An 11,142-nucleotide genomic window follows, 5' to 3' on the forward strand; every position below is an offset into this window, starting at 1 on the left:
ACCGATTTAAGCACAGCAAAAATCGTTCTGAACAAGCCGATAAAGTGGAAAAATTTGGACGCTGACAGGTGGTAAATATTGAACGCTGTTTGACACTTCGGCTCTTGCATTGCTTCTTTTTTGAGCCAGTTACTGATGGTATTGCGAGACAAATTGGTTCGTCTCGCAATTTCTCGTATCGAGAGTTTATCGCGGAAATACATCCGCCTTATTTTGGCTAACATGCCCACGGTGATCACTCCATGTCTCCCTGCTCATTTGTCAAGCAGGCAATTCAATCACGTGGCTCAGTTTTGGATGAAATTTATTCTAAAAAGTGGCTCAGTTTAGGGTGATCGTCAATAGGGTAATCCAGATAAGGTCATCTTTATGCGAAATAAAGGAGGAGCTAACTGCATCACGCCATACGAGCACGACCGTTAAGAGAGTATCCAACTTCTTAAGCTGTATTGCCTTTTCTCCTTCAAGCAGGATAGCCCAATGCGCTTCATCGAAGACAAGCTTCATGTTAGCGGCTTGTTCGTTCGGTATGCCGTCCAGTGCGACAGTAGTGTCTTGGGCTAACCGGACCTTTATGGATGACCAGAGCAATCCTCGGGTGACACTCACAGCATCTTTGGAGAGTTTTCCCGAACGCCTAATGGTATTGTTAATGACAGAAATCTGGCCCTCATGAAGCGATACTCGCCAGTTATCCGATTGGGTAAAAATTAAGCCTGGCGCACTTGGACCCCACGAAACCATTGATACACCCTGCTGTCAAACGCTGAAGATCAAATGTTACCATCTTGCCTCTTTTTTAAGGGCTCTTTACGCTAAAAACCTCACCTCCCAATCACAACCCGAACAGCCTCCACCACATCAAGGTCACACACCTCAGGCTTGTGTCCATCATCGAATGCCACTCGTCCAATCATGTGATTCACAGCCTCCCGCAATATCGCTCCGGCGCTGGCAAATGAGATCCCCTCCCCGATCAAGTCTGCGATCCTACTGGAAGGTAAATTTGGATCAAATGATGCATGATTGTCTTGCATCCACTCGTGAATGAACTCGCTAAGTTCTGTAGCGCTCGGCATACTGAATTCCAGTCTCTCGGTGAAGCGCCCTCCTCTCAATGCAGCTGGATCAATCCGTTCTGGCAAATTCGTCGCGGCGATAAATAAGATGTCGTTGTGTTTGCCTCCGGCACCATCAATCTCTGTTAATACACGATTGGTCGCACTACTGACATAAGAGTTCTGCCGATCCATCAAGATGTCATCTGCCTCGTCAATGAAGAGGATGCAGGGACGGATATCTTTTGCTTCACGCATGAGACGGTCTAGTTCTTGCGAATCATGGAGTAAGGCATGTCCTGTCGTACTAAGAAATGCGTAGTCACTGGCTTTGGCTAGTGCACGGGCGGTTTCTGTTTTGCCGTTTCCGGGTGGCCCGTAAAACAGCAACCCCGTTGGCACACTGCCACCAAAGGCTTCCACGGACTCGCTATTGCTCAGACGGTAGACGATCAGTTCAAGTTGCCGCCGGAGTTGGGCGGATAGAGTTAGCTGATCCAACGATGTAGTGTGTTCGGGTAAGCATCCTTTTCTTCCTTGGACGCGACGCATGGCTCTCTTCAGAAGCGAGGCATTAATCACGGCGTTTGTGATCCCGGTATGCATCGCCGCTATTTCTTCGGCTACCGCTTGAATTCGTTTTACCGAATACCCCGACCATCGTTGGATCATGTGATGGATGCCTGGTGGATCCAGATCATACCGACTGACATGGCGGTGGACTGCATTGAGAAGAATGGCCAGTCTGGCGTCGTCATCGGGAGGGGTGACTTCAATCTTAAAATCAAAGCGACCCTCGCGAATCGCCGCCGCATCCAGTCGTTCCAGGAAATTCGTCGCCCCCACCAGGACGATGGGATAGGATCGTAATTTGACGATCTCTGCCAATATCGTGTTGGTGGTCTTATTTGTCTCATCCGAGCCACTGGATACCAATGTTCTATGCTGAATAAAACTATCAATTTCATCCAAAAACAGCACGCACGGGGCCTGTGCCTTCGCGTCATTAAAGATCTGCATGACTCTCTCTGTGGTGTCATTGACCCATTTACTGGCGACATCACCAAACGTCACCGAGATGAGAGGCAATCCCATTTCTCCTGCCAAGGCTTCTGCAAAATAAGTCTTGCCGTTTCCGGGCTCGCCAAATAACAGAATTCCGTTTCGAGGTTTGGTTCGTCCGGTTCCGTGTGGCATGCCGTTGCCTTGTATGTCTTTGATAGCATCACGCAGTCGTGTTTTGACATCATCCAACCCCATGATGTGCGAAAAATCAGTTGAGCTGTGAATCGCTGGATAGCGGTTGACCGGAAGAGCCAATGTCACCGGTGGATTGATGGATGCCGCACCTGGAGATTCTTCCTGCGGGTCATGAGGCACAGGAAGACCATGTACCGGTAAAGATGTTGGAGTGGAGGCTGAGGAGGAAACTGAAGAAGATGCTAATGGAGAACGGTGCTGTATCGCTGGTCTGGACGGGAGCCCACTATGCTCAGATTGCTGTTGACGATATTCTTGCCAGTGGAATCCTATCCAGATCAGCAGTCCAGTGTTGGCAAGTAAGCCCAGTAGAAACATTCCGCTCACGGCCATGTCCAGAAGCACGAGCGAGGCTGCGCCAAACAGGATTAGATAGCCGGTTGCTTTCAGTAAGGTATGAGGATGTTTTGTTTTTGCAAAATCAATGACCTGTGCAAGATGCATGAATGAGAGAACAGAGATAGTGACTACCGTCAGGTAATGCCAAACAAAGTGCTCCCCACTACCTGCACGCCATACCTGTTCGTCAAATTGCAGTAATCCGATGGCTTGAACTCCAGCACATACATGGTAGGTCAGTATAAATAAAAGAGACTTCAAAGTAATGGGATGATCTGGTGACGATGACATAGATGAACTCCTCATGGGTAATCAGTTCACCTTACAGCAGGAATTTATTTGTCAAGATCCTTAGCCTCGATCATTTCTATTGATTGACAGCTTATGAGAGTCACTTTGTTCGCTTCGCTTACTTTGCCGGTTTCATCGACAATTCTATGAGCTTAAAAAAACCAGAGTTGGGTGTCCTATTAGGACGGCTCTCCATCTGACCGCATCCCCGACGATCCGGTAGGTACTCTGTTGCCATCACATAGAAGTACGCTGTGTCAGGGTAGGACAGCAAGGTGTGAGCGTTACCAGGCGTGGCTTACAGACGGCTGTTTGAGAAATCGATGATTTTTTCGCGCAACAGGCGCACGTATAGGAAATTTGGGAAGAGGGGCATTGGGAAATGCCCTATCGCGGAAATGATGCCCACAATGAGATCTTTGGTACCACGTTAAGTTCGCAAGCACTTGTCTGATGTTCTATGCGGACTCTGAGCGCAGACTATTTTCTACTAACAGCATCATGTGGGAAGGCGTGGTGCCAAGGACATCCGCTAGTTTGAAGATGATACGGACAGTGGGCTGGTTACGTCCCAGCTCAATGAGGCTGATAAATTTTCTTTCGACGTGCGCATTGAAGCCCAACTGTTCTTGTGTCAGCCCGGCTTCTTTTCTTAGTCTTCTGAGGACCTGACCAAACACCAACGCTGGATCCACATCTTCTCCCAATATACTGGGAGAAATGATGGTCTTCCGTTATTATTATGTCTTCCCAATATATGGGGAATTTCAGGCTATTGACGAAATCACTTCGTGGGGTAGTCTGATTTAAGCAGGTGTTGGATAGAGCAGTAGTGTGCGACGCCGGCTTGTCTTACTTCAGAAGTAGCACCTCAACCAAGCCTTAATTTATGTGGTGCTGAGGTCTTGGACGATTGGGTCAACAAATTACGTTCAATTGAATCAATAGGAGAAATAGATGCGTGCAAAGTCAGTGTTATCAGCTTGTATGGTTGGATCGGTGTTGGGTTGTTTGAGCGCGATGTCTATGGCAGCGGACATCGACATGAATTTCAGGAAAGATGCAGCGCCCTGGGATATTGAGAAGGCGAAGAATGCGACGCCCTACCCTAACGTCCCGTTCGGTACGCATTGCGATACAGATGGTTTGATGACGACAAATTATCAGCAGCTGAATCATTTCCTGGGAGCTGGTGAGGGCGATGAAGCAGAAGCCCTGGGCAAAATACTAGCATCGACGTCAGCGTCCTGTGGGGTAGCGTTTAAAAACGTGGCGGGTGCGCCCATCGCTACCTGGGCGCTGTTTACTGGCTGTGGTTTGTTAGCAGGCTTGATGAACAATCCACCAAAACGGGAAACCGATACCTCAAAACGCATCCGCGACTATTTGTCTTTTGCTCAGGCAAATGGACTGACTAGCGCCGCCAGTGCCTTGCGCATTCTGGACAGAGTGACGCAACCGGGGAAGTCGGGGAATCGTCCAGTCAAATAAATTCACTAATCAGGCAAGGACAGCTCTTGGTGCACGTCTCCAATACAGGCCGGATTTTTGAAGGGAATAAAAACTCCATTCATGAAACGGCTTCAACTAGATGAATTGATTATTTAAAACTTGAGAGTGAATATGGATCACATTGAATGTAATAGCTGCCACCGGCAGGTAATCCCCAGACTTTGGCATTACACACCCTTTTTAGGACAGTTCAGATATGCGACAACACAGCATATTTGTCCGCTTTGCGGTAGTTGTATGTACGAAACGGGTGGTCAGGTGAAAGTCACCGGCTGGCTGCTCTTGGCCTTTATTATTTATTTGTTTGGTGTCTTGCTGGTGCAGCGAGTGTTTCCCCAATTTGAGATCGGGGTGGGTAGTGTCATTGGTTTGTTTTTTAAAGTCACGGTCAATGGATTGGTGATTTATGGACTATACAAACTAGTGAGATATTGTATGAAAAAAATAGGGCGAGGGAAGTAAGTGAGGTAGGACTTGGGTCGGATAGTGGAATTTTTTAAAAAGATGATTTTAATTATCTGACCTAATGCAATCTATTGATTTGGGGCATGTGAAAATTGAAGTGACAGCACCAGTTTGAATGAATATGCTTTGCTCTGCACGTAGCAATATGCATTATTTTTTTGCCGAAAAACTTTAAACGATGCCCCGAAAAAACCACATCGACAACAAATCCTAGATCATTAGCGGGCAATATTCTTAGAGTGCGTAAGGAAACCACCCAAAGATATCTTGCAGGTAAGGAGACCAAATGTACGCCATCTTTAAGCATATTAAATTAATCGCTTTGCAAGATTTACGTCTCTATCTTGCGCCATTTATTGGAGCCGTTAGGGCAGTAAAAATCGAATTAGCCCGGCCTAAAAGGTCTGGCATCAAAAACATCGTTGCAGATGACATCCGATTATTTTTCGCGCCTTTAATAGGAGCTATCGATGAAATTAAACGAGAACTTAAGCGATGATGTGCGCCAAAGTATCCACCCAGGACTGCTCACGCCGACACATTTAGAGGACTGGTAAACCAAATCGTAAGATTGAGGGTTCCTCGAAGTTTCATCTAATATCAGGCGATAATTACGTAGACCGTTGCTGCTGGTGCGGCTCATAATCCGCTGATTCAGATATTGGATTAGTAGTTGGCAGTGAGTTAAAAAACTTCCGTCCTGATCTTGCCAATGTATTCGTTATTTCCATTACCAGCAACCCTGAAAAAACACTACAGTACAAAGAAGTGTCACGATTCGGCAATAATCAATTACTCCCTCAACTGATTTCGCCCCTATTTATACTTGAGTCTTCTCGCTCAGGGCACCCACAGGTTTATGAAAATTTTGTAAAAAAGGAATTCAAACAAGGAACATTGATTACGTGGGATTTATCGCTAAAAACTGTCGCCGATACGCTGAGTAAATCTAATGGTTCCGTGTCAACAGGATGGCTCAGTTGGTACGAAAATTGGAATAAACAACGATATGCTGAAATGAGATTGGCAATTCCGCCTCTAGGATGGACACTTGATAGTGATTCAATTCACTCCATAGGTATTTCAGGAATTTCACATTTTCCCGATTTTTCTGCTCCGTCATGTAATTTGAAGGAGCCAACGAAAAGTCTATGTGTTTCATTGGAGATTGCGAAAGCAAAAACCTTACAAAAAAAAGAATTTAGCAATGAACGCAGTACGCTGAAGAATTATTAAAAGAATAGCGTTGAATATATTCAGGTGGAAATAAAAATAAATGTTCTGTAAGCAGGCTAGCTTAGGCCAATTGGGTTTCCAAAAACCTGTGATATACATGCTGACGACCACGGTATTAACGAACCTGAATTCAGGCTTATCTAACGAAATTGTACGACACCGCGGGCATCGCAGGGTCTGCTGGCCATTCACCGATGAAATGCTTGAAAGAAAACGAACTAAACCATCACGATCAATCATCGCCTCCCGGTAATGGATGTCTTAGGAGGACATACTTATTCTTATTAAATGGCCTTTCTGTCATTCCTTGCCGTGGCTCTCTGTTGTCATATGCTGACAGGTTGTTTCAGCGCACGGCTTTAGCCATGCGCTGAAACGACTTTCTTTTTCTAGTAGCATTTCTAGAGGCACATTGCGTCCGCCCACATTGGCATGGCGAATAAACTTAATGCCAAGGACATCTTCAAGTCTGAGTACAAACTCCGGAAAATCCCTCAGCGAATTCAGTGATGGCCATTTCACTAGACGGCGATATTTCATCTGTTGCGAATCTACGCTTACCTCATTATTTGGGCGCCATTGGACCTGAAATACGCGATCATTCCGGGTGAGTTCCGCGCAACACAATCCGTAGCTTGGCACCAGGAGCTCTACTGACAAATCCTCTGGTTTGAGTTTATTTCTGGCATAAAACCAGTATTCGATCGGCACAGTACTCAAGGTGATATTGAGTACCCAATCGGTCAACGCGGGATTCATCCCAATCAATTCTCCCCATCCAGCAGTTTTGCTATCCAATTCAAGGTGCATTTTTATCCTCTATCACCATCAACAGCCGCTCTTTTGACCATTCTAAAGTGTGGCGATTCAATGGGCAACGCGCAATAGGTAGCGCTGCCATCATGTACCGCTCGCATCCTGTGCTCTCAACGCTACTAAGGACATTGCCTTGCTTTTCATTAGGGAAATCGAGTTCAGTGGTTCAATTAAGCAACATAAATTAGTTTAAGTCGTCATTACGTCACTAGGCGACATTTAAAATTTAAGCCATGATTCGTTTCGTCATTACACGGAGCGACTATGGGACGACCAACATTCAAAATCGATCAATACAGGCTGCGCGCCCTGCGCCGGGAACAACGACTGACGCAAGTCAATATCGCCCTAAACGTCCACGATTTCTTAGAAAAACAAAGACCGACACAATTCAACAGTTTTCTAAACGTCCACAATTCCTCAGAAAACTCGGACACTGTTCCTGATTGTCGACACTATCAACGGGTCGAGTCAACTGGGAAGACGAGTAGTCAGTATGCTGCGGCGTTGGCCAGCGTATTAGGGGTGTCAGTTGCCTTGCTACAGGCCGTTGACAATCCCGAACCACCCGCTTACCTGCAGTATGTTCAGGACCTTCTGAAGGCTCAACTCAACGAAGGTAAGAACCGGGCACTACAAGATTTGCTCGCGCATCATGCCAAAATGGACGAAGAATTTGCTCTGGAGTCGCTCGCACAAGATATTGCTGAACGAATAGAGCACGTGCTGCTCGTACGCAATCCTGCACTGATGGCAGATCTCACACAGCTGACGGGTCTATCGGAGATGGATCTAGCCGCGCCAGCGAATGCCAGGGGGTTTTGGTTCCTCTCGGTCAACTCGAACACGCGCGATCACACTGAAGTAATCCATGGCGCAGGCGACTTGAGTGGGCGTATTGGCGAGATCATGACAACGTATCTCAAAAGGGATGGCGATATCAGTGTCCGCATGTGGCACGACAAGCCATGGATGCGTATCGAGATAGATATCCCTCGGGCTCAGGATCGAATGCGCATTGACTTTACGCGTTGCCAGCCGGAGGCAACCGGCCTGCGTTGGATCGAGGCTGGCTGGCGTGACGAATGCCATCTTCTTGCTGCCATCTTCGAGCATGCCTACAGAACCGCTGATGCGGTTACTGATTTTACTAAGACGACGCGGCCGTATGACTTGCACCGATTGCGCTTGGTCGTTACCGAGCATAACGGGGAAGTACGCAACCCATCTCGTAGGATGGTGGTCCGGGGCAGAATCGACGACATACCCGAATCCATCAAACAAAACTTCGCCAAAGACTTTTCAAGCAGGGAGTTGTTCGTCAATCGACTGACCACTGGACTAAGACAGGCACTGATACCGCACCTCGCGGCGCACGTTGCTTCGCGTTGGTACGTCAGGACGGTTGATGCATTGGCAGTAGAGATTACCTGCGAGGACCCACAATTTCCCGGCGCCACATGCGCAGAGCTCCGGTACCGTATCACGCTGGTAGAAGAAGTCGGGGCCAGTACGTACGATCGCGTCCCTGTGCGTCAAAGTGATCTGGAGCAGCTCCAACAGCATATTGACAAATGGTTGGCAGAGGGTGCCAGACCAACTGATGACAATGAATCCCGCCCTGAATTTGAACCGATTTAGTACGGTAAGCCTCGGGCCGTGCGCCAGCCGTCTAAACACCGAGGAATTTTAAGGAGAAATCACCATGGTTGACCATTTGACTAATGCACCTAGCAAAACCGGCAATCCGTCTGGCTCTGGCCGCGGCAACAATCCGCCCAAAGGGAAATAACGCACGCGACAGGGGTTGGTTGTCATGGATGGCCAACCCTGTCGTAATAAGGAAAGTCGATGAAATACTCTTCAAGCAAAGAATTTGACATGGTCATTCGGCAGCTCTTGCGCGAGAGATGGACGTACAGTAAGGGGAAAAAGCACGGCAAGCTGTATCCGCCTACTGGAAGTAGTCGAATCACGGTCCCAGGATCCCCAAGCGATTGGCGTGCGCTTTTGAACTTTCGTCGGGATGTACGTGAGGTGCTTAGACCTTGATTCGGCAAACTCAGTACTACCTACTACCGTCTGATTGACTGTTGTGACGCTGCTCTGGCTGTTTAGTCCCGTGTCCTAGAAGGACGATGTATTCATTCGATGGGAGTATGCCAACGTCTTACTATGACATGACTCCAAGCCGAAATCATCAACTGTCAGCGCCCGCCCTTCAGGAAATGTAATTCAGGCTTCACGGTCAATATTGAGTGCGCGCCAACACCACTGTGGTGATTTCGTACGTAATCAATCGGTTTTCTTGAACCAACTTTTAATCTTCAGTATCAAATCGCTGGCAGTTTTGGACATTTGGTCTTAACAAATGTTTGAATTGTCGCGCGAGACCTCGTTGAGCACCAGCTTTTTGTCACCTTAAATGGCAGAGCTCAGTTTTAATTTCGATACTCGTGTGTGCGGACCAGTAAATCCTTCGTTTGGTGGAAATACAACTTGACCATGTCCCGTTGCCTTGCCGCTGGCGCGCGTTCTAGAGTTAAAAAAAGCGGTCGCTAGGCTACTTTCGAAAATCTTGACCAGAGTGCAGACTAGTTCATAAAAAAATAGCAGATACAGCTATTGCTAGTCCAACAGCCATGACAGCCAAACAGCCCGCTATGAACACTAAAAATGCGTGCTTCTCGTTCTTCAGAAAATTGTGACGCAGTCTGGCGATGTGATGCTCTTCTTTTTTATAAACCTATATCAAATCTAGGTTTTTAGCTCAGTGCTGCGGACCAAGGAAATGGCCATATAGCGTTGAGAGATATGGATGCCGTTCCTGATGAATACTCGTTAACTCGCAAAGCGTGTAACTTAAAAAATATCGTTCTTGAAAAAGCAAAAAGCTCCATAGAAGAGACTACAAAAATGTGGGCCGGCTGCTAGGAATCTGTCCAGGCTGAAGACGACCGATAAGTTTTTTTACTGGCGAGTAAATCATCCGTGCTAGCTGTGCCAACTGATACGAAACGAATCATTTTAAGTAGTGAAAAAAGTGTTGATGATTTAGGTAGCACAGTTGTCTCATCAACAGATTCATGAGGCTGGAGGCCACCATTCCCGAGCCAGCACGAGATTCGTTGTTGTCTAAGCGATAGGTAAGGTGTGTGAAGATTTTGGGAGAGACGGTTGCTATACCTATTTTGGTAACCTATTAATCATCCCCCAGAACTATGAATCAAACACTTTTAAAAATAGCCACTTTTATCTACTCCAATCACGTATTCATTCCAAAATTGGCGCATTCGCGTTGGATTGAATCCCTAGAACTTGTTTATGTTCCTCACATAATGTTACCGAGGCCGAAGGGCGTATTGCGCATCTCTACAAAAAACGTCATGGGAGGGTTATATGTCTAATTTTCGCCCACATGATTATGCCGACGTATTGAGGCAAGAGGATACCTATGCGAGTGACAGTTCTGTGATGTACCGATGGAATAAAGTACATTGGGAGCCCCTGGATGAAAAGTTCTGTGAACGGCTGGCATACGAGTGGTTGGTGCGACACGACATATATGGACGCCCTCAGTTTGCCAAGCATTAAATCGATGATGAACATAAAGGTAAGATTGCAGTCATATATCCGGACTTTCATTGAGGCTTTTGCCTCTGTCCCTGATGGAATATGCTGGTCAAGTCCTAATCAGAACCACGCGCTCGAAGCGCATGTCGTGTTACAGGTTTTCTTGACCACGGTCTAACCTTGTTTGCCATCACTTCATCTTGCCTGCACAACCTATGGAAGGCCTTTCGTCTTCCTACATAAGTACTATTATTTATTTCACTTTTTATAAGTTTATTCTCATCCGGTTCGATTATGCACCGGCGGGAGACGGTGCATAATCGGATCGGAATCTTTGCTCATCACGCGTTAATAACGCCCATACTACTCTTGCATTTTTATTCGCCAGAGCGACCGCAGCGACATTCTTATTTCGTCGACCAAGTAACTTATTAAGCCAGGTAGTCGATGGCTTAGCTTCGGCAAATCGGATCACTGCTCTTGCTCCATGAATCAGCAGTGTGCGTAAATAAGTGTCGCCCCGTTTGCTGATGCCTAGAAGCACTGATTTGCCACCACTGGAGTGCTGTCGCGGAACAAGCCCTAGCCATGC

13 protein-coding genes and 1 pseudogene are annotated in these 11,142 nt (G+C 46.9%); 6 read left to right on the top strand and 8 right to left on the bottom strand.

Features of this window, described 5'->3' with window-relative positions; all coding sequences use genetic code 11:
* The 5 genes and pseudogenes from AAKU64_RS21450 to AAKU64_RS21470 form a co-directional block, all read right to left on the bottom strand.
* Window positions 1-230, bottom strand: a 230-nt coding sequence (locus tag AAKU64_RS21450) for a helix-turn-helix domain-containing protein (RefSeq protein ID WP_354362982.1), incomplete at its 3' end; no start/stop codon positions are given.
* A gap of 91 nt (window positions 231-321) precedes the next feature.
* Window positions 322-507: a hypothetical protein gene (locus AAKU64_RS21455; protein ID WP_354362997.1), complete on the bottom strand. Its 186-nt coding sequence runs from the start codon at window positions 505-507 to the stop codon at window positions 322-324.
* A gap of 6 nt (window positions 508-513) precedes the next feature.
* Window positions 514-744, bottom strand: a pseudogene (locus AAKU64_RS21460) (hypothetical protein); the annotation flags it as partial.
* 80 nt (window positions 745-824) lie between these two features.
* Window positions 825-2,636 carry an AAA family ATPase gene (locus tag AAKU64_RS21465; protein ID WP_354362995.1) on the bottom strand — a complete coding sequence of 604 codons (1,812 nt, stop codon included), beginning with the start codon at window positions 2,634-2,636 and terminating at the stop codon, window positions 825-827.
* Window positions 2,637-3,406: 770 nt separating this feature from the next.
* Window positions 3,407-3,643 (bottom strand): helix-turn-helix domain-containing protein, encoded by a 237-nt coding sequence (locus tag AAKU64_RS21470; RefSeq protein ID WP_354362984.1) that lies wholly within the window; start codon window positions 3,641-3,643, stop codon window positions 3,407-3,409.
* A gap of 262 nt (window positions 3,644-3,905) precedes the next feature.
* Here AAKU64_RS21470 and AAKU64_RS21475 point away from each other — a divergent pair, with 262 nt between their 5' ends.
* The 4 genes from AAKU64_RS21475 to AAKU64_RS21490 all read left to right on the top strand — a co-directional run bounded on the left by AAKU64_RS21475 (window position 3,906) and on the right by AAKU64_RS21490 (window position 6,161).
* Entirely contained in the window at window positions 3,906-4,439 is a 534-nt protein-coding gene (locus AAKU64_RS21475; protein ID WP_354362986.1) for a hypothetical protein, read from the top strand.
* 132 nt (window positions 4,440-4,571) lie between these two features.
* Window positions 4,572-4,922 carry a hypothetical protein gene (locus tag AAKU64_RS21480; RefSeq protein WP_354362987.1) on the top strand — a complete coding sequence of 117 codons (351 nt, stop codon included), beginning with the start codon at window positions 4,572-4,574 and terminating at the stop codon, window positions 4,920-4,922.
* A 289-nt stretch (window positions 4,923-5,211) separates the two neighbouring features.
* Window positions 5,212-5,424: a hypothetical protein gene (locus AAKU64_RS21485; protein ID WP_354362988.1), complete on the top strand. Its 213-nt coding sequence runs from the start codon at window positions 5,212-5,214 to the stop codon at window positions 5,422-5,424.
* A gap of 269 nt (window positions 5,425-5,693) precedes the next feature.
* Window positions 5,694-6,161, top strand: a complete 468-nt coding sequence (locus tag AAKU64_RS21490) for a hypothetical protein (protein ID WP_354362990.1) — start codon at window positions 5,694-5,696, stop codon at window positions 6,159-6,161.
* Window positions 6,162-6,461: 300 nt separating this feature from the next.
* Here the strand turns inward: AAKU64_RS21490 and AAKU64_RS21495 are convergent, their stop codons facing one another.
* Entirely contained in the window at window positions 6,462-6,971 is a 510-nt protein-coding gene (locus AAKU64_RS21495; protein ID WP_354362991.1) for a hypothetical protein, read from the bottom strand.
* A gap of 270 nt (window positions 6,972-7,241) precedes the next feature.
* On the opposite strand from AAKU64_RS21495, the gene AAKU64_RS21500 reads away from it, so the two are divergent.
* Window positions 7,242-8,618 (top strand): hypothetical protein, encoded by a 1,377-nt coding sequence (locus tag AAKU64_RS21500; RefSeq protein ID WP_354362992.1) that lies wholly within the window; start codon window positions 7,242-7,244, stop codon window positions 8,616-8,618.
* Window positions 8,619-8,666: 48 nt separating this feature from the next.
* Here AAKU64_RS21500 and AAKU64_RS21505 read toward each other — a convergent pair whose 3' ends face one another.
* Entirely contained in the window at window positions 8,667-8,795 is a 129-nt protein-coding gene (locus AAKU64_RS21505; RefSeq protein WP_354362993.1) for a hypothetical protein, read from the bottom strand.
* Between the two features lie 1,581 nt (window positions 8,796-10,376).
* On the opposite strand from AAKU64_RS21505, the gene AAKU64_RS21510 reads away from it, so the two are divergent.
* Window positions 10,377-10,571 carry a hypothetical protein gene (locus AAKU64_RS21510; RefSeq protein ID WP_354334615.1) on the top strand — a complete coding sequence of 65 codons (195 nt, stop codon included), beginning with the start codon at window positions 10,377-10,379 and terminating at the stop codon, window positions 10,569-10,571.
* Between the two features lie 271 nt (window positions 10,572-10,842).
* Here AAKU64_RS21510 and AAKU64_RS21515 read toward each other — a convergent pair.
* Window positions 10,843-11,142 (bottom strand): transposase (locus AAKU64_RS21515; protein WP_354362994.1); only part of this gene is annotated, 300 nt, incomplete at its 5' end.

Source organism: Undibacterium sp. GrIS 1.8, assembly GCF_040544445.1.
Lineage (GTDB): Bacteria > Pseudomonadota > Gammaproteobacteria > Burkholderiales > Burkholderiaceae_D > Undibacterium.

What these genes read in the sequence shown, in the direction of transcription:
- AAKU64_RS21455 (WP_354362997.1), bottom strand. Translation starts at nt 507, where the DNA reads ATGAAGCTTGTCTTCGATGAAGCGCATTGGGCTATCCTGCTTGAAGGA.
- AAKU64_RS21465 (WP_354362995.1), bottom strand. Translation starts at nt 2,636, where the DNA reads ATGTTTCTACTGGGCTTACTTGCCAACACTGGACTGCTGATCTGGATA.
- AAKU64_RS21475 (WP_354362986.1), top strand. Translation starts at nt 3,906, where the DNA reads ATGCGTGCAAAGTCAGTGTTATCAGCTTGTATGGTTGGATCGGTGTTG.
- AAKU64_RS21480 (WP_354362987.1), top strand. Translation starts at nt 4,572, where the DNA reads ATGGATCACATTGAATGTAATAGCTGCCACCGGCAGGTAATCCCCAGA.
- AAKU64_RS21485 (WP_354362988.1), top strand. Translation starts at nt 5,212, where the DNA reads ATGTACGCCATCTTTAAGCATATTAAATTAATCGCTTTGCAAGATTTA.
- AAKU64_RS21495 (WP_354362991.1), bottom strand. Translation starts at nt 6,971, where the DNA reads ATGCACCTTGAATTGGATAGCAAAACTGCTGGATGGGGAGAATTGATT.
- AAKU64_RS21500 (WP_354362992.1), top strand. Translation starts at nt 7,242, where the DNA reads ATGGGACGACCAACATTCAAAATCGATCAATACAGGCTGCGCGCCCTG.
- AAKU64_RS21505 (WP_354362993.1), bottom strand. Translation starts at nt 8,795, where the DNA reads ATGACAACCAACCCCTGTCGCGTGCGTTATTTCCCTTTGGGCGGATTG.
- AAKU64_RS21510 (WP_354334615.1), top strand. Translation starts at nt 10,377, where the DNA reads ATGTCTAATTTTCGCCCACATGATTATGCCGACGTATTGAGGCAAGAG.